The following is a 16,511-nucleotide window of genomic DNA, read 5'->3' as shown; positions in this document are numbered from 1 at the left end:
AAGAGTGTCTTTTCGCATGTTCGAGGCAAAGTCAGGGAGCCTACCAGCGCGGCAGCCTGCTCATTCGGCTGCAAGGGAATTTATGCAACAACGCCGCCTACGGCGGCTGAATTTAGGCGTTAGGTTGCGAAATTGAAATTTTTCGAAAAACTGTTTCTCGTTGCCGCCCCAGCATTGGCCACTTGCGCTTTATACACACTTATCATTAGATTTCTCAGCGACACGCTTTGCTATCAATCTCACTGTGCCCATCGCAACACAGAGGAAAAGAAATTCTTCGGTTATGCGTTTATTTACGGTCTGTTTACAGTGTGTGGCTTCGCTTCAGCTTGGCGTCATAGCAAAAACATCCGAACCGTTTGAGTTAAAAAAAACCTTCAGATACCAAGTCCTAACCCGGCATTGCATTGGATCGGCTTCGCCGTCCATTAAATTCAAAATCTAGAGCGATCCTGTCAAGAAATTTACCCAACAAAAAAATGATAGATAAATATCAAACACTTTCACTGTCGATTTCTATGGTGGCTATTGTGGTTTCACTTATTACAGGATATTTTCAATATCAATCTAGACAAGACGCTATTGAAGAAAATGTAAAAATTGAATTAAAGATGGTCCTTGGTAAAAGTCCATTAAATCCAACAGATTTGAGAGCGCTTAGTGGGATAGAAGAAAGAAAAAATCTTGAATCAGCCATTTTAATTACGAATATTGGAAACACAAACGTTCGAATTTTGGAGGTTGGCTATCAAGATTTTAATTTACCCGGCCATGCATTTTATGCGGATACAGAAAAGGCAAAAATTTTATCTGCTGGAGAGCAGGCGATATTTAAAATTTCGGGGATTATTAAAATTAGTAGTCAACTTATTGATAATATCGTATTAGGTGAGGAGAAAAAAGCGAAAATATTTGCTGTTTCTACAAAAGGAAATCGCTTTGAAGCACCTGCAATTATCGAGGTTGCCAAATAGCATAATGACAATTTTTAATAGTAGGCGTATGTTTGTCATCATAAAATAATGTAGTATTTTTTGCATCTTACCGCTTATGGCGTTGGCTTAAGTCAGCTATTAGTCGTTGCGCTTTGGAAGATTAATTTTCGCCAGAATCTAGTCTTTCCAGTTCAAAGTTCTGATTGTAATTTATATTAATACCGGCAACATCTCGGCATACAACGCGCAGCAACCAGCGGTAACATCGCGCTTTCCATTTTCAGACCCCACCATGCCCCTGCCCAATCACCAACTCAGCATGACCGTGCTGATGACGCCCGACATGGCCAACTTTTCGGGAAATGTCCACGGCGGCACCATCCTCAAATTGCTCGATCAGGTGGCTTATGCCTGTGCCAGCCGGTACGCAGGTGAGTATGTCGTCACGCTGTCGGTCGATCAGGTCATGTTCCGCCAGCCGATTCATGTGGGTGAGCTGGTCACGTTGCTGGCGTCGGTCAACTACACCGGCAACACGTCGATGGAAGTGGGCGTCAAGGTGATTACGGAAAACATCCGGGGCCAGAGTGTGCGGCATGCCAACAGCTGCTTTTTCACGATGGTGGCCGTGGGCGAAGACGGCAAGCCCACCGCCATTGCGCCGCTTGAACCCGAAACGCCCGACCAGATTCGCCGCTACGCCGACGCCAAAATCCGCCGCGATTTGCGCCGGGAGTTTGAATTGCGGCGGCAGGCGTTGACCGTCAAACCCGCGTGAACGCTGTGTTGATCGCCCGGTGCCTGCTGCGCCCATTTGAGCCCGCGCGCCAGCGTTTGCTGGCCTGATGGGGCGACCTGATCACCTGCGTCAACCCGGCATTGACGCGCTCAAGGGGCTGGCCTGTGTGCTCATCATCTGGCACCACCTGGCTTTTTACGGGCCGATGTCGGATGTGCTGTATCCCCACGCGCCCGCGCTGACCGACTGGCTGTATGACTATGGCCGCATGGCGGTGCAGGTGTTTCTGGTGATTGGCGGCTTTCTGGCGGCCAGGTCGCTGGCGCCGCTTGGGCAGGCGACTTATGCGTCGCCGGGCCGGTTGCTGGCGCGCCGCTACCGGCGGCTGGTGCTGCCTTATCTGGTGGCGGTGGCGGCAAGTGTGGCGGTGGCTGCGCTGGTGCGCCCGTGGTTTGACCATGCGTCGCTGCCGTCGGCCCCGACGCTGTTTCAGGTGCTGGCGCATGGGCTGCTGCTGCAGGATTTGCTGGAGTTTGAAGGGCTGTCTGCCGGCGTCTGGTATGTGGCGATTGATTTTCAGTTGTTTGCGATGGTGGTGCTGCTGTTCAGCCTGTCGCGGCGGCTGGAGCGGCGCTGGCCGGGCCTCCTGAATTGGCCGCTTGCGCCGGGGCGGGTGTTGACGGTGATGGTCTGCGCGGCGTCGCTGTTTTTGTTCAACAACGACAGCCGCTGGGACACGGCCGGGGTGTATTTCTTTGGCGCTTACGGCCTGGGCATGCTGGCTTTCTGGGCCGCAAATTCAGGTCGGCATCGTGAATGGCTACTGGGCATCGGCTTGCTGGCGGGCAGCGCACTGCTGCTGGATTTCAGGGCACGGCTGCTGGTGGCGCTGGTCGTGGCGATCGGGCTGGTGTTCTTGCAGCGCATCGCGTCAAGGCCAGGCGCGCCACGCTGGCCGCAGCGGCAACTGGCCGGGCTCGGACAAATGTCGTACTCGGTTTTCCTGATTCACTTTCCGGTTTGCCTGCTGGTCAATGCGGTGGTCAGCTGGTTTTGGCCGGCGCATTTGCTGGCGAATGCGGCGGGTTTGCTGGCGGCGTTTGCGTTGTCGGTGGGCGCGGGCAGGGTGTTGTACCGCAACGTGGAATCCAGGGCTTCGCTTTATTCGTGTCGTTTCAAATTGCGCTTTGCGGCTTGACGCGGCCTGAAAAACCATATTTTAAGTAAAAAGTGCCGCTTGTGCATGCTGGACGTGCGCAAGCAGCTATTGAATTTATAGCGTTTGGCGCTTGAGCCTGTCCAGCTTCAAGCCCGTATTTGACGATGGATCGCCACGGCTTGCGGCCTTGCCATGACGGCGGGTGACTACACTTCTGCATTCACTTTTTGATTTGCAGTTTTTCAGTTTCTCCTATCACCCCCATCCTTCCGAAAAAAGCGTACTCATGGATATTTTTATGCTGGCGATGTTTGTCGCCATCGCCGCGCACATGCTCAAGTCGAAATACCAGCGCGGGCGCATCGTCTTGCTGGGCAGCCATCTGGGCAAATACCAGATTGAAAAGCTGATGGAAAACCTGACGGACGGTTACTTGCGCGCATTAAGCGAGACCGATCCGTCGCGGCGCGAGCAAATCTGGCAACTGCAAGCCTCGACCGAAGCGTCGCTGTGCGACCAGTTAAAGCGTTTCGTGGCCGATTTTTCCAAGCTGGACGAAGAGCAAACACGCGTCAGCAAGCTGCCGATGGCGCTTCCTTATGCCGACAAAATTTTCCCGACGGCCACGTTTGACATGCGCAAGGCGTTGGCGATTCATGCGCAGGGCATCACCAGCGTGGCCAGCAACACCGCCCAGAGAAGCCCGCGCGACAAGGCGTACACCCTGAGCGCCGAGCTGTTTTTGCTGCAACACACCTGCCACTGGTTTTGCAAGTCAAAAATCGTGGCGTCTGCGCGCATGCTGGGCCGGCACCAGACATCGTATGAGCAGGTGCTGGCGTCGGTCGCGCCCGAAACGCGCCGGGCCTACAACAAGCTGATCGGGGCGTAAGCCTGCCGCGTCAGCGCAAGTAGCTGCGGTTCAGCCGGGTTTCAAGCTTTTTCTGCAGGGTTTCAAACGAAGCGCTCATGGCCCAGTAAATAGCGGCGGCCGCCAGGTACAGCGGAAACGGCTGGAAAGTGGTGGCAATCACTTCCTTGGTCGCCAGCATCAACTCGCCCACGGCAATCACCGACACCAGCGAGGTGTCCTTGATCAGGCTGATGAGGCTGTTGGACAGGCTGGGCACGGCCAGTCGCAGCGCTTGCGGGCCAATCACATAACGCAGCGTCTGCGCCTGCGTCAGCCCCAAACTGAGCGCCGCATTGGTCTGGCCATGCGTGATGCCATTGATGGAGCCGCGAATCGTCTCTGACAGGTAAGCGCCGACATTCAGGCTCAGCCCCAGAATGCCCGCGCTGATCGGGTCGAACTGGATGCCGATGCTGGGCAGGCCGAAATAAATCACAAACAGCTGCACCAGCAGCGGCGTGCCGCGCATGCAGCTGACATAAATTGCGGCCAGTTGCGACAACACCGGCACCTTCGCCAGCCGCGTGATGGCGACCAGCGTGCCAATCAGGGCACCAAAAAATACCGACGCCACCGCCAATACCAGCGTCCACATCGCGCCCTTGAGCATCAGCGGCAGCGCGTCCTTAAGCAAGCCGGTCAAACCAGTGATATCCATGAAGCTCTCCGCAATTAAAAAACCCGGCGTTGCGCCGGGTGGTGGGTTCTGGCGCCTGCTAGATGGCGGCGCGGGGCTGAACGGATGTTACTTGGCGACGGGCGGTTTGCTCACGTCGCGGTCAAACCATTTGTTCGACATTTTGGCAAAGCTGCCGTCGGCCTGCAAATCGGCCAGTGCCTTGTCGATGGCGGCCTTGAACTGCGGGTTGCCCTTGACGAAGGCAATGCCGGATTTTTCGAGTTCGCCGACCGGCGCGCCGGGCTTGAGCGGGAGCTTGGTTTTCTTGACGATGTAGGGAATCAACAGGCTGTCGTTCAGCGCGGCGTCAATCCGGCCCAGCGCCAGGTCTTGCAAATACTCGGTCGAGCCGGGATAGGTGCGGATGTCAATGCCACCGGCGGCCTTGGCGACTTCTGCAAAGTTGGTGCCCTGGCCGAGTCCGAGCTTTTTGCCCTTCAGGTCGGCCAGCGTCTTGAAGTCGCGCTTTTCATTTTGGCGAATGATGAGCTGCGGGCTGGAGAGGGTGTAGGGCGTGGAGAAGTCGAAAGTTTCCTTGCGCTTGTCGCTGATGCCGACCTGGTTGATGACCACGTCGTATTTTCCGGCCTGCAAGCCGGCCAGAATGGCGCTCCATTCGCTGGTGCTGAAATCGGCCTTGACGCCCATTTTTTGCGCCAGCGCATTGGCCAACTCGACTTCAAAACCGGCCAGCTGGCCGTTTTCTTTGTAGTTGAATGGCGGGTAAGTGCCTTCCATCGCCACTTTGAGGGTGCCGCGCTGCTTGACGCTGTCGAGCAAGTCGGCTGCCGTAGCGCTTAACGCCAAAGACAAAAGAAGCGTGGACACCAGTGTTTTGCGGATATTCATATTCTTACCCTGTATATAGAGTTGTTAGTTCAGGCTCAAAACAGAATAATAACCTGACTTTTAAAACATCACCGAAGAGGCTGAAAACCTTACAGCACATCAGGGCGATGCTTTCACCCATTGGCTATGACTTGCCGCACTGCGCGTACATGTCCAGCGCCGGTGTGTAGACGCTGGTCTGCACATTCATCAGGCCCAGGATGGAGTGGAAATAGTTGTCGTGGCTGATGGGCGCGTCCAGCTGCTGCTTGAGGCAGGCGGTGGTGATCTTGCTGCGCTGCTCGAATTCAGGCGACAGCCAGGTGATCCACGGCACATGCTTTTGCACGTCGGGCGCGACGCTGTAGGGCATGCCGTGCAGGTACAGGTTGTTTTCGCCCAGCGACTCGCCATGGTCGGCCACGTAGAGCAGGGCGGGCGCATTGTGCGGCGCTTGCGCCTTGAGCCACTGAATGCTGGAGGCGAGCAGATGGTCGGTGTAGACGATGCTGTTGTCATAGGCATTGACCAGCCCTTCGGAGGTGCAGCTTTGCAGTGAATTGTTGGTGCATTCGGGCAAAAACTTCTTGTAGGCCGCTGGTGAGCGTTTGAAATACGCCGGGCCGTGGCTGCCCATCTGGTGCATCACCACCACCACGCCTTTGGCGCGGCGCTCGGGGCTCAAGGCGGCAATGCGCGCATCCAGCCCTTGCAGCATGATTTCATCGAAGCACTCGTCGCCGTCGCACACGCCGGGCACTTTGAGCTGGATGGTGTCGGCATTCGGAATGCGGTCGCAGGCACCCTTGCAGCCCGACTGGTTGTCGAGCCAGAGCACGGCCAGGCCGGCGTGTTGCAGCACATCCATCAAGCCTTCGTAATTGGCCGGGCGAGATTCATAGTTGGCTCGTCCGAAATGCGAAAACATGCACGGCACCGAAGCCGCCGTGCTGGTGCCGCACGACCAGGCGTTGCGCTGGCTGACGACGTTTTCTTGCGCCAGCTCGGGCGTGGTCGGGCGGCTGTAGCCGTTCAGGGCAAAGTTGCCGCTGCGCCCGGTTTCGCCCAGCACCAGCAGCAGCAGGGGCGGCTTGGTTTGCGCGGTGTAGCTCGCGCCCAGTTTGGCGTCGGTGCCCAACGGCAGCAGCGTCTTTTCGTCACGCTGGAACGGCTGCATCGCCACCGAACCGAGCGCATAAAAGGAATTGAGCGGATTGATCAGGTAACGCACCTGCGGGTAGTTGCGCATGACCGAGGCTAGGCTTTGAAAGAAAAGCACCACGACCAGCACCAGCAGGGCGCAGCTGGCCAGCAAGGCCGCCAGGTTGGACAGCACCTGACGCGTGGGGTTTTGCAGCCGGATGTGCTGGCGCCACAGCAGCACGCACGGCAAGCCCGCCAGCACCAGCACCGTGGCCAGCATTCGCCAGTTCAGCAAGTCACGCGTTTCCCGCACGTCGGTCTGCAGCGTGTTGATCATCATGGTTTTATCGATGACGACGCCGTAAGCCATCATGAAATACGCGCCAAAAGCCGCCGAGACGCAAAAAAGCATGATGACCGGCTTGAGCGTCCAGCGCCAGGCCAGCAAGCTGAGCAAGCCCGCCGTGGCCAGCCCGATCACCAGCGCCAGCGCCACGCTGACCGTGACCGCTTGGGTGCCGCTCAGGTCAGGCAGCCGGGCCAGCGCGCGCCACAACGCCACGTTGCAGAAGGTAGCAATCCAGAAACTGGCCAGCACGACGACCCAAAGCGGACGCATGCCGGCAGGCGGTGGCCCGGCCTTGACGCGTGAAACAGGAGGCGCGGGCTGGGCGGCGTGTGGAGTGCTAATGGGCGAGTGGAGCGGCATAGCGCGGCATTGTAGGGGCGGCCACCTTAGCGCCCGCTTAACCCACAAGACGCCAGCTTATGCCTGCAACTGGCGGGCGTGGTGCGCCAGGTGGTCGGCCATGAAGGTGGCAACGAAGTAGTAGCCGTGGTCATAGCCGGCATGGCGGCGCAGCAGGAGCGGCTGGCCGACGGCGGCGCAGGCTGCTTCAAACAGCTCGGGATGCAACTGGTCGGCCAGAAATTTATCGCCTAAACCCTGGTCAATCAAAATGCCGCCGGGGTAGGGTGCGCTGGCACTTTGCTGCATCAGCGCGCTGGCATCGTGCGCCAGCCAGCGCGATTTGTCTGCGCCGAGGTAGCCGGTGAACGCTTTTTCTCCCCACGGGCACTGGCTGGGCGCGCAAATTGGCGCAAAAGCCGACAGCGACTTGAACAGGCCGGGATGGCGCAGCGCCAGCGTCAAGGCACCGTGGCCGCCCATTGAGTGGCCGAAGAGGCCGATGCGTTCGGCGTCCAGCGGCAGCGTCGCCTTCAGCAGCGGCAGCAGCTCTGCCGTGAGGTAGCTTTCCATGCGGTAATTGGCTGCCCACGGGGCTTGCGTGGCGTCAAGGTAAAAGCCCGCCCCCACGCCGAAATCCCAGCTGTCGGCTTCGCCCGGCACTTTGGCACCGCGCGGGCTGGTGTCGGGGGTAATCAAGGCCAGACCCAGCTCGGCGGCCAGCCGCTGGGCACCGGCCTTGGTCATGAAGGTTTCTTCGTTGCAGGTCAGGCCCGCCAGATACAGCAGCGCCGGGACCGGGCCTGTCGAGGCCTGCGGCGGTAGGAACACCGAGAACTTCATCGGCAGGCCGATCTCAAGGGATGCGTGCTGGTAAAAGCGCTGCGTGCCGCCAAAGCAGGCGTGCTCGCTGAGCAGCGTCAAGGGGTTGTTGGTCATCAATACTCCTTATTTGATAGCTGCTTGCGCCCGTGCAGCATGCGCAAGCGGTCGATTTGACTAATAAAGCACGACGCCGCGAATGGATTCGCCGCTTTTCATCAGCTCAAACCCTTTGTTGATGTCTTCGAGCGGCATGGTGTGCGTGATCAGGTCGTCGATGTTGATCTTGCCTTCCATGTACCAGTCGACGATTTTCGGCACGTCGGTGCGACCGCGTGCGCCGCCGAAGGCCGAGCCTTCCCATTTGCGGCCGGTGACCAGCTGGAAGGGGCGCGTGCTGATTTCTGCACCGGCTTCGGCCACGCCGATGATGATGCTGCGGCCCCAGCCCTTGTGCGTGCATTCAAGCGCCTGGCGCATCACCTTGGTGTTGCCGATGCACTCAAAGCTGTAGTCCGCGCCGCCGTCGGTCAGCTGCACGATGGCATCGACGACGTTCTCGGTTGTCTTGGGGTTGATGAAATGCGTCATGCCGAACTTGCGCGCCATCGCTTCGCGTTCCGGGTTCAGGTCAACGCCGATGATCTTGTCGGCACCGACCATTTTTGCGCCCTGGATCACATTCAGGCCAATGCCGCCCAGGCCAAACACCACGACGTTCGCGCCGGCCTCGACCTTCGCCGTGAACAGCACCGCGCCGATGCCGGTGGTCACGCCGCAGCCGATGTAGCAGACCTTGTCAAACGGCGCATCCTTGCGGATTTTGGCCAGCGAGATTTCGGGCGCGACGGTGTAGTTGCTGAAAGTGGACGTGCCCATGTAATGAAAGATTGGCTGGCCGTCCAGGCTGAAGCGGGACGTGGCGTCGGGCATCAGGCCCTTGCCCTGCGTGCCGCGAATCAGCTGGCACAGGTTGGTTTTACGGCTCAGGCAGAACTTGCACTGGCGGCATTCGGGTGTGTAGAGCGGAATGACGTGGTCACCCTTTTTGAGAGAGGTCACGCCGGGGCCCACATCAACCACGATGCCCGCGCCTTCGTGGCCCAGAATGGCCGGGAAAATGCCCTCGGGGTCAGCCCCCGAGAGCGTGTAGTAGTCGGTGTGGCAAATGCCGGTGGCCTTGATCTCGACCAGCACTTCGCCAAACTTCGGGCCTTCCAGGTCAACGGTTTCGATGGTCAGGGGTTGTCCTGCTTTCCAGGCGACGGCGGCTTTGGTTTTCATGGTGTTTTGAGCTTGTGCAGAGTGAACGGTGAATGAATTGGCACTATAAGCCAGACCCGTCAGGCGCGCTGCCACGTCGCCTGACAAGCCGATTTTCTCAAGCCTCAAGCTGCATGGCAACGCGCCTAGCCGAACCAAAGGCCAGCGTAAAACCCAGCGCGCCATGCCCCACATTGAACATCAGATTGCCCGGCGCTGCGGCGTGGCGGCCAATCATCGGCAGCGCAGTCGGGGTGGCCGGGCGCAGGCCGGCCCAGGGATGGAGTTCGTCGAAGCGGCTGCAGTCCGGAAAAATGCGCTGGGTAGAAGCCTTGAGCGAGGCGATCTGTCGCTCGGCGATACAGGTGTCGTAGCCGTTGATCTCGGCCATGCCGGCCACCCGCAGGCGCGTACCAAGCCGCGCAAACACCACCTTGCGGGCGCTGTCGGTGACGCTGACGGTGGGCGCGCCGTGCGCCGGGCCTTTTTGCACATCGACCGTGATGCTGTAGCCCTTGAGCGGGTACACCGGCAAGTTCACGCCCAGCGGCCCGGCCAGCTGGCCAGAAGCCGCTCCCAGCGCCAGCACATAGGCGTCGGCCTCAACAGCGCCCTGCGCGGTCCGCGCTGCCACCACCTTGCCGCCACGCGCCACCAGCGCCTGAATCGGCGTGTTGAGCAAAAACCTGACGCCGTGTGCCCGCAGCACTGCCAGCAGGCCGTCGCAGACTTTCTGGCAATCCGCCGCGCATTCGCCAGGCGTGTGGATGGCCCCTGCAATGTGCGGCTGGTAATGCGCCAGCGCCGGCTCGATCTCGACGCAGCGGCGCGCATCGACCGCCGCTTGCGTGCTGCCCATGGCCTGCTGCAGCGCCATCTGCCGGCGCGCCGACGCAAACGCCTGCACATCGCCGTACAGCACCAGCTTGCCAGTGGCCGAAAAATCGCAGTCCAGCTTTTCAGCCGCCATCATGGCCTCGAAGGCCAGGCGGCTTTCACCGGCCAGGGCCAGCAGCTGCACCGTGGTGCTGCGCGAGGTGGCCCCATTGCAGGCGGCCATGAAACGCAAGGCCCACAGCCATTGCTGCGGATCAAGCCGGGGCCTAACCTTGAGCGGCGAGGTGCTCGACAGCAGCAGCTTGGGCAGCTGTTTCCAAATGGCCGGGTCAGCCAGTGGCTGCACATAGGCGTAGCTCAGTTGCGCGCCGTTGCCGCCGCTGGCACCGCTGCCGGGAAGCGCCCGGTCGATGACTGTGACGTCATGGCCCGCCTGTTCCAGCACATAGGCCGTGGCCAGCCCGACAATTCCCGCTCCCAGCACGCAAACACGCATAGCATCCTCCGTTTGAAGCTGGCAATCTACCAAGGAAGAGCGGGCCTGGAAAATGCTTAATTCGCCAGGGGCCATGCGCTGTGGTTATGCCCGGCAGCGCTGGCACAGGGCCGGCTCAGGCGTTTTGGGCAGTGTTAGCCTGCTTGTCTTTTCGTTCACAAGGCGCTGCGCCTCTACTGCGCAACGCCTGCAATTCCTGAGGGCCGCTTCCATGCGTTTGCGCCATATCGAAGTTTTCAATGCCGTGATGCTCACCGGCAGCGTCACGGGCGCTGCGCGCCTGATTAACGTCAGCCAGCCGGCAGTCAGCCGGCTTTTGCAGCATGCCGAACTGCAGCTCGGTTTTGTGCTTTTCCAGCGCAACAAGGGCCGGCTGTCAGCCACCTCGGAAGCGCTGACGCTGTACCCGCACATCGAGCGGCTGTTTGCGCAACTCGATGAAGTGCAGCGCCTGGCGGGCAACCTGAAACGGGGCGAAAGCGCCCGCGAACTGCGGGTGCTGACGGTGCTGGCACTGAGCTATGAAGTCTTGCCGCAGGCCATCAAGCTGTTTCGCCTGAAGCATCCGGCGGTGCCCCTGAGCGTGCAGGCCCTGCATTCGCCTCAGATTGTGTCGGCGCTGGTGCTGCAGGAGGCCGATGTCGGTTTTCTTTTCAGCCCGCTGGTGCACCCGACGCTGGCCCAGCAGCCGCTGGCCGAGGGCCGCATGGTGTGCGTGGCCCCCAAGGGCATGCTGTCCGCAGCGTTGTGCCAGCAGGGGCGGGCTACGCTGGCCGACCTGGCCGGTTTTCCGGTGATTGGCCTGGACGTGTCCGACCCGATAGGGCGCAGTTTGAGTCTGGCTTGCCGCGAAGCCGAGGTCGGCCTGCAGTTCGGCATCACGGTGCAAACCTACCACTCCGCGCTGGCGCTGGCGCACCACGGTCTGGGCATTGCCATCGTGGACAGCTGCACCGCGCTGTCTGCCGACCGCGCGCGGGTCGAGGTGCTGACGCTGGACCCGCTGATGGCGGTGCCGGTCAAGGCGCTGTTTCCGGTGGGCCGGCCCGGCTCGGTGGCGGTGCGGGCGTTTGTGCGCTGCTTTGAGCAGGCGCTCCAGGCCATGATGTAAGCCGGTTTTGGGCTGGTTGTGGGCAAAGCGCCCCCATAATTTTTGCTTATGGCCTCAAGGCAAAAATGAATGATGCAAAAGGCGCATGGATTCCTACACTAGCGCTGCATCCCGCCACTTCAATTTTCATCTGGAAAGTAAAGCATGAACCCCTTGCACCTCCTGACCGCCGCACTGCTCACCACCGGCCTGGCTACTGCAGCCGAGGCCCAGACGCTGAAGAAAATCGCCGACAGCAACAAGATCACGGTGTCGTACCGGGAGTCATCGGTGCCTTTTAGCTACTTGGTCGGCTCGACCAAGGCGGTGGGTTTTTCGGTCGATCTGACCGAAGCCATTGTTGATGATGTGCGCAAGAAGCTGAAAAAGCCCATGCTCGAAGTGGCCTACATGCCGGTGACCTCGCAAAACCGCATTGTGCTGCTGCTCAATGGCACCTACGACCTGGAATGCGGCTCGACCACCAACAGCTCTACGCGCGCCAAGGACGTCAGCTTTGCCATCAACCATTTCTATACTGGCACCCGCTTGCTGACCAAGAAAAGCTCGGGCATCAAAAACTATGCCGACCTGGCCGGCAAGCCGGTCGCCAGCACCACCGGCACCACCAACGCCCAGGTGATTCGCAAATACAGCGCCGAAAAGAAGCTTGACCTGCAGATCATTCTGGGCAGAGACCATGACGACTCGCTGCTGCTGGTGGAAAACGACCGGGCGCTGGCCTTTGCCATGGACGACATTTTGCTGTTCGGCTTGATGGCCAATTCCAAGAACCCCGCCGCGCTTGAAGTGGTAGGCGACTCGCTGCAGGTCGAACCGTATGCCTGCATGCTGCGCAAGGATGACCCGGAGTTCCAGAAGCTGGTCGATGGCACCTTGAGCCGGTTGATGAAGTCTGGCGAGTTTTCGCGCCTCTACACCAAGTGGTTCATGTCGCCCATTCCGCCCAAGGGCGTGAACCTGAACCTGCCCATGAGCGAGCAGCTCAAGGCCAACCTCAAGACGCCAAGCAACGCGCCGGCCCTGTAATCCGGTCAGGTCGCGGGGCAGGGCGCTGATCCTGCCCTGGCGCACCGGGCGACGCCAGTTCAGCGCTGCCTTCGATTTTCATTCCCTACTCACAGCGTCAACGCTGCATCGTGCCGATAACTACTGCGCTGTGTGCGGCGCAGCGGATGGCTGCTTCCCTAACCGGTGCTGCCCGGCACCCGAACTCAAAGGTATCTCCCCATGGCCACTCCCCATGTTGTTGGCATTCTGGGCGGCATGGGCCCTGCGGCAGGGGCCGATTTTGTGCGTCTGTTCGTGCAGGCCTGCGGCGAGCACTTGCGCCGCCAGGGGCTGCCGGTGTCTGACCAGGCGTATCCCGAACACTGGCTGGCCCAGGTGCCGGTGCCAGACCGCAGCATGGCGCTGGACCGACCGCACAGCGGCGGCCACCAGCCGCTCGAACCCATGCTGCAGGCCATGGGCCGGCTGGCTGCCCTGGGTGCCACCACGGTTGCCGTTGCCTGCAACACCGCGCACGCCTGGCACAGCCAGCTGCAGGCGCGGTTTCCGCAGGTCGAAGTGCTGCATGTGGCCCAAGAGGTGGCGCGCTCGCTGGCCGCGCGCGGCGTGGGCCGGGTCGGCCTGCTGGCCACGCAAGGCACCTACCGCACCGGCTTGTACGACCAGGCGCTGCGCGAGGCGGGCCTGCAATGCTGCATACCGGATGCGCCTGGCCGAGAACGCCTGATGCAGGGAATTTACCAAGGCGTGAAAGCGGGCAACCTGGCGCTGGCGCGGCAGTGTTTTTCAGAAGTGGCCCGTGCGCTGGCAGACCAGCACGGGGTCAGCACGCTGGTGCTGGGCTGCACCGAAATTCCGCTGGGGCTGGATGCGACGGCGGGCCTGGACGGCATGGCGCTGGTTGATCCGGCTGCCTTGCTGGCACGCGCCCTGGCCGAAAAAGCCTATGCGGCAGGCGGTTAGAGCCAGGCATGGGACGCTGATTAGCCACTTGTTGCCATCACCGGGTTCATTGGACTGGTGCAGGCTGCTACTTAATTAATAGCTGGTTGCGTATGCGCCACCTGCGCCAGAGGAGAATTTGAGGCTTAAAACCGGCTGCTGCGCCTGCTTTTCAGTCCACTGATGCGCTCCAGCGGTTGTTCCATTCCTTGCCCTGCGCCTTGTCCAGGGTGCGCCGGTCGCGTTTGGTGGGCCGGCCATGCTCCAGGCTGCTGGCCGGGTCGCTGGTGAAGTGCCGCTGCTCTGCGGCCTGGGTCTTGAGCTTGAGGCTTTCTTCGGTTTCTTCATAAAGCTGTTGGGCGACGGGGGCCGGGCCGCGCTGGCTGCTGATACCGCGCACCACCAGCGTGCGCGTGACCGGTCCCTGCCTGAGCGCCACGGTGTCGCCCACCTTGACCTCGCGCGAGGGCTTGGCCTCCAGGTCGTTGACCTTGACGCGGCCCTTGTCGATTTCCTCGACCGCCAGCGAACGGGTTTTGTAAAACCGGGCGGCCCAGAGCCATTTGTCGATGCGCAATTTATCCATTCATGATTCTCCTGTGGCTTTATTTTGAACCAGCGGCAACCGCACCGTGGCGTCCAGACCGCTCACCCTGCCATGAGCCAGGCGATTTTCCAGCGCAATACTGCCTCCCAGCGCCTGCACGATTTCCCGGCAAATCGCCAGACCCAAACCCGAGCCGTGGTGCACGTTGCCGGCTGAAAACGGCTGGTAAAGGCGCGCCGCCAGTTCCGCCGCAATGCCCGCACCGCTGTCGCTGAAGGTCAAGGCGGCCCAGCTGGCATCGCGGGTAACGCGCACCGTCAGCGCGCCGCCCGCTGGCGTGTGCTTGATGGCGTTGTGCAGCAGGTTGCGCGTCAGCTCACTGAGCATCCATTCATGTGCCTGCACGCGGGCTGGCCGGGTTTCCAGGCCAAAATCGATATCTTTTTCGGCAATCAGCGGCGACAAGTCCAGCGCCATCTGGCGCACGATGCCAGCCAGGTCGATGACCTGCGGGTCAGGCTGCTGGCGCAGTTGCTCGACCTTGGCCAGCGCCAGCATCTGGTTGGCCAGCAGTGTGGCGCGGTCGACCGTCTGGCTGATGTCGGCCAGCGCTTCCAGCGCGTCCATGTCGCCATGCAGCGCCGACTGAACCTGCACTTTGAGCACCGCCAGCGGCGTGCGCAGCTGGTGGGCGGTGTCGCGCACAAAGCGTTTCTGGTTCTCCAGCAGATGCGCCAGGCGCGCCATGACCTCGTTGGTGGCGTCCACCAACGGCAGCAGTTCACGCGGCGCATCGCGTGCGCTGAGCGGGCTCAGGTCGCCTTCGGGCCGGGCCTGCAGCTCGGCGCTGAGCCGGCGCACCGGGCGCGTGGCGCGCTGCACGACGACCACCACGACCAGCGCAATCACGCCCAGCAGCAAGGCCTGACGCCAGAGCGTGTCAAACAAAATCTTGCGTGCCAGCGTGGTGCGCAATTCCAGCGTTTCTGCCACCTGAACGACGGCCATGCCGCGCCCTTGCGCGCTGGAGACGGGTTGCAGCAACACGCCCACGCGCACCGCGTCGCCTTCAAAAACATCGTCATAAAAATCCACCAGCGCGGCGTAGGGCGGTTTCATCGGGATGCGGCCGCGCCAGAAAGGCAGTTGCGCAAAGCCCGACACCATTTCACCGTTCAGGCTGGACACCCGGTAGAAAAGGCGGCTCTGGTTGTCGGCTTCAAACGCTTCCAGCGCGGCATAGGGCACGGCGACGCGCAACTCCGACTGCGCGTCGTAGCCGATCACGTCGAGTTGCTCGCCAATCGATTTGGCTGAGGCCAGCAAGCTACGGTCATAGGCCGTGTTCACGGCGCTGAGCGCCTGCTGGTACAGGCCCACCGTGTTCACGACGACCAGCAGGCCGACGGGCACGAGAATGCCGAGCAAAAGGTAGCGGCGCAAAGAAATTGCCGCCCCGCTTTTCACTGCGCGCAATGCGCTGCGCCCGGAAGGGGCCGCTGCGCCGGCGGTCTGGCCAAGCCCGTCCTGCGGCTCGGCTACAGCGGCGGCGTCCGGGCTTTGTTCGATGCCGGGTTTTATGCTTTCAAAAAGGCGGGCTTCGTCTGGCGCTGTCGCGTCGGTGGAACGCGTGGGCGCGGGATGGGCGTTTTGGCTCACGCATCGACCTTCAGCAAATACCCCAGGCCACGCAGGGTGACCAGCGTGACGCCGGTGCCAGCGAGCTTTTTGCGCAGCCGGTAGACCACGACTTCCACGGCTTCGTATTGCACTTCGGCCTCGCCCGGAAACACCAGCTCGAACAACCGCTCTTTGGACACGGCATGGCCGGGCTTGACGATGAGCGCCTGCAGCAGGGCCAGCTCGCGCGGGGTGAGTTCCAGCACCAGGCCCTGGTGGTAGATGGCACCACTCTCTTTTTCATAGCGAAGGCCGCCCGCCATGTAAGCGTGAGCGGTTGATTCCATGCTTGCTTTGACGCGCCGCCGGCTCAGGGCGTGCAGCCGCGCCTCCAGCTCGTCCAGATCAAAAGGTTTGGGCAGGTAGTCGTCCGCACCACTGTTCAGGCCGATGATGCGGTCGCCCACGGTGCCGCGCGCGGTCAGGATCAGCACCGGCGTGCTCAAGCCCTGGCGGCGTGCTTGCGCCAGCACCTGCAGGCCGTCGAGTCCGGGCAGGCTCAGGTCCAGCACGACCACATCGGGCTGCACAGCCGTCCACTGGGCCAGTGCCAGCCGGCCATCGGTACAGGCAGAAATTTCCATACCGCGCCGGCTCAATGCGCGCTGCAAGGCAGCCTGCATGGACGCGTCGTCTTCAATCAGCAGCAGTTTCATCAGGTTCTTTCTTCAAGGCGCCCAGCCATTGCATGGCTTGGCGTAACGCTGGATTAGAAAGC

Annotated in this window: 16 protein-coding genes; 7 read left to right on the top strand and 9 right to left on the bottom strand. The window is 60.9% G+C overall.

The features are described 5' to 3' along the window. Positions 1 to 479: 479 nt before the first annotated feature. The 4 genes from RCH06_RS15780 (at position 480) to RCH06_RS15765 (ending at position 3,725) form a co-directional block, all read left to right on the top strand. Positions 480 to 974: a hypothetical protein gene (locus RCH06_RS15780; protein ID WP_327082416.1), complete on the top strand. Its 495-nt coding sequence runs from the start codon at positions 480 to 482 to the stop codon at positions 972 to 974. A 253-nt stretch (positions 975 to 1,227) separates the two neighbouring features. Then, positions 1,228 to 1,713: an acyl-CoA thioesterase gene (locus RCH06_RS15775; protein WP_327082415.1), complete on the top strand. Its 486-nt coding sequence runs from the start codon at positions 1,228 to 1,230 to the stop codon at positions 1,711 to 1,713. 67 nt (positions 1,714 to 1,780) lie between these two features. Further along, on the top strand, positions 1,781 to 2,872 hold the full coding sequence (locus RCH06_RS15770) for an acyltransferase family protein (RefSeq protein ID WP_327082414.1): 1,092 nt from the start codon (positions 1,781 to 1,783) through the stop codon (positions 2,870 to 2,872). Positions 2,873 to 3,119: 247 nt separating this feature from the next. Continuing rightward, entirely contained in the window at positions 3,120 to 3,725 is a 606-nt protein-coding gene (locus RCH06_RS15765) for a hypothetical protein (protein WP_327082413.1), read from the top strand. 10 nt (positions 3,726 to 3,735) lie between these two features. Here RCH06_RS15765 and RCH06_RS15760 read toward each other — a convergent pair whose 3' ends face one another. The 6 genes from RCH06_RS15760 to RCH06_RS15735 all read right to left on the bottom strand — a co-directional run bounded on the left by RCH06_RS15760 (position 3,736) and on the right by RCH06_RS15735 (position 10,502). Continuing rightward, positions 3,736 to 4,404 (bottom strand): amino acid ABC transporter permease, encoded by a 669-nt coding sequence (locus RCH06_RS15760; protein ID WP_327082412.1) that lies wholly within the window; start codon positions 4,402 to 4,404, stop codon positions 3,736 to 3,738. An 87-nt stretch (positions 4,405 to 4,491) separates the two neighbouring features. Next, on the bottom strand, positions 4,492 to 5,274 hold the full coding sequence (locus tag RCH06_RS15755) for a transporter substrate-binding domain-containing protein (protein WP_327082411.1): 783 nt from the start codon (positions 5,272 to 5,274) through the stop codon (positions 4,492 to 4,494). Positions 5,275 to 5,398: 124 nt separating this feature from the next. Then, positions 5,399 to 7,105 (bottom strand): phosphoethanolamine transferase, encoded by a 1,707-nt coding sequence (locus RCH06_RS15750; RefSeq protein WP_327082410.1) that lies wholly within the window; start codon positions 7,103 to 7,105, stop codon positions 5,399 to 5,401. A 57-nt stretch (positions 7,106 to 7,162) separates the two neighbouring features. Further along, the gene (fghA, locus tag RCH06_RS15745) at positions 7,163 to 8,023 is read right to left on the bottom strand and encodes an S-formylglutathione hydrolase (protein WP_327082409.1); all 861 of its coding nucleotides are present in this window, start codon (positions 8,021 to 8,023) and stop codon (positions 7,163 to 7,165) included. Between the two features lie 60 nt (positions 8,024 to 8,083). Further along, complete coding sequence (locus tag RCH06_RS15740) at positions 8,084 to 9,190, bottom strand: S-(hydroxymethyl)glutathione dehydrogenase/class III alcohol dehydrogenase (protein ID WP_327082408.1); 1,107 nt, start codon at positions 9,188 to 9,190, stop codon at positions 8,084 to 8,086. Between the two features lie 97 nt (positions 9,191 to 9,287). After that, a complete protein-coding gene (locus RCH06_RS15735) occupies positions 9,288 to 10,502 on the bottom strand; it encodes a D-amino acid dehydrogenase (RefSeq protein ID WP_327082407.1) in 1,215 nt (404 codons plus the stop codon). Between the two features lie 211 nt (positions 10,503 to 10,713). On the opposite strand from RCH06_RS15735, the gene RCH06_RS15730 reads away from it, so the two are divergent. From RCH06_RS15730 to RCH06_RS15720, 3 genes are all read left to right on the top strand, one after another. Continuing rightward, positions 10,714 to 11,613 carry a LysR family transcriptional regulator gene (locus tag RCH06_RS15730; protein WP_327082406.1) on the top strand — a complete coding sequence of 300 codons (900 nt, stop codon included), beginning with the start codon at positions 10,714 to 10,716 and terminating at the stop codon, positions 11,611 to 11,613. 144 nt (positions 11,614 to 11,757) lie between these two features. Continuing rightward, positions 11,758 to 12,642 carry a transporter substrate-binding domain-containing protein gene (locus RCH06_RS15725; protein WP_327082405.1) on the top strand — a complete coding sequence of 295 codons (885 nt, stop codon included), beginning with the start codon at positions 11,758 to 11,760 and terminating at the stop codon, positions 12,640 to 12,642. A 201-nt stretch (positions 12,643 to 12,843) separates the two neighbouring features. Beyond that, entirely contained in the window at positions 12,844 to 13,587 is a 744-nt protein-coding gene (locus RCH06_RS15720) for an aspartate/glutamate racemase family protein (RefSeq protein ID WP_327082404.1), read from the top strand. A 151-nt stretch (positions 13,588 to 13,738) separates the two neighbouring features. On the opposite strand, the gene RCH06_RS15715 is transcribed toward RCH06_RS15720, so the two are convergent. The 3 genes from RCH06_RS15715 to RCH06_RS15705 all read right to left on the bottom strand — a co-directional run bounded on the left by RCH06_RS15715 (position 13,739) and on the right by RCH06_RS15705 (position 16,449). Further along, positions 13,739 to 14,152 carry an RNA-binding S4 domain-containing protein gene (locus RCH06_RS15715; RefSeq protein WP_327082403.1) on the bottom strand — a complete coding sequence of 138 codons (414 nt, stop codon included), beginning with the start codon at positions 14,150 to 14,152 and terminating at the stop codon, positions 13,739 to 13,741. Next, positions 14,153 to 15,562, bottom strand: coding sequence for a sensor histidine kinase (locus RCH06_RS15710; protein WP_327082417.1), 1,410 nt, complete (start codon positions 15,560 to 15,562; stop codon positions 14,153 to 14,155). It abuts the gene before it with no gap. A 206-nt stretch (positions 15,563 to 15,768) separates the two neighbouring features. Further along, positions 15,769 to 16,449 (bottom strand): response regulator transcription factor, encoded by a 681-nt coding sequence (locus RCH06_RS15705; RefSeq protein WP_327082402.1) that lies wholly within the window; start codon positions 16,447 to 16,449, stop codon positions 15,769 to 15,771. Between the last annotated feature and the right edge of the window lie 62 nt (positions 16,450 to 16,511).

Source organism: Polaromonas sp. CG_9.5 (genome assembly GCF_035984465.1).
In the GTDB taxonomy this organism is placed as follows: Bacteria; Pseudomonadota; Gammaproteobacteria; order Burkholderiales; family Burkholderiaceae_C; genus Polaromonas.
Note: the sequence above shows the minus strand (reverse complement) of the source record. Positions and strands in the feature narration are given on the sequence as shown.

What these genes read in the sequence shown, in the direction of transcription:
- RCH06_RS15740 (WP_327082408.1), bottom strand. Translation starts at nt 9,190, where the DNA reads ATGAAAACCAAAGCCGCCGTCGCCTGGAAAGCAGGACAACCCCTGACC.
- RCH06_RS15775 (WP_327082415.1), top strand. Translation starts at nt 1,228, where the DNA reads ATGCCCCTGCCCAATCACCAACTCAGCATGACCGTGCTGATGACGCCC.
- RCH06_RS15760 (WP_327082412.1), bottom strand. Translation starts at nt 4,404, where the DNA reads ATGGATATCACTGGTTTGACCGGCTTGCTTAAGGACGCGCTGCCGCTG.
- RCH06_RS15755 (WP_327082411.1), bottom strand. Translation starts at nt 5,274, where the DNA reads ATGAATATCCGCAAAACACTGGTGTCCACGCTTCTTTTGTCTTTGGCG.
- RCH06_RS15725 (WP_327082405.1), top strand. Translation starts at nt 11,758, where the DNA reads ATGAACCCCTTGCACCTCCTGACCGCCGCACTGCTCACCACCGGCCTG.
- fghA (WP_327082409.1), bottom strand. Translation starts at nt 8,023, where the DNA reads ATGACCAACAACCCCTTGACGCTGCTCAGCGAGCACGCCTGCTTTGGC.
- RCH06_RS15770 (WP_327082414.1), top strand. Translation starts at nt 1,781, where the DNA reads ATGGGGCGACCTGATCACCTGCGTCAACCCGGCATTGACGCGCTCAAG.
- RCH06_RS15720 (WP_327082404.1), top strand. Translation starts at nt 12,844, where the DNA reads ATGGCCACTCCCCATGTTGTTGGCATTCTGGGCGGCATGGGCCCTGCG.
- RCH06_RS15705 (WP_327082402.1), bottom strand. Translation starts at nt 16,449, where the DNA reads ATGAAACTGCTGCTGATTGAAGACGACGCGTCCATGCAGGCTGCCTTG.
- RCH06_RS15780 (WP_327082416.1), top strand. Translation starts at nt 480, where the DNA reads ATGATAGATAAATATCAAACACTTTCACTGTCGATTTCTATGGTGGCT.
- RCH06_RS15730 (WP_327082406.1), top strand. Translation starts at nt 10,714, where the DNA reads ATGCGTTTGCGCCATATCGAAGTTTTCAATGCCGTGATGCTCACCGGC.
- RCH06_RS15750 (WP_327082410.1), bottom strand. Translation starts at nt 7,105, where the DNA reads ATGCCGCTCCACTCGCCCATTAGCACTCCACACGCCGCCCAGCCCGCG.
- RCH06_RS15715 (WP_327082403.1), bottom strand. Translation starts at nt 14,152, where the DNA reads ATGGATAAATTGCGCATCGACAAATGGCTCTGGGCCGCCCGGTTTTAC.
- RCH06_RS15735 (WP_327082407.1), bottom strand. Translation starts at nt 10,502, where the DNA reads ATGCGTGTTTGCGTGCTGGGAGCGGGAATTGTCGGGCTGGCCACGGCC.
- RCH06_RS15765 (WP_327082413.1), top strand. Translation starts at nt 3,120, where the DNA reads ATGGATATTTTTATGCTGGCGATGTTTGTCGCCATCGCCGCGCACATG.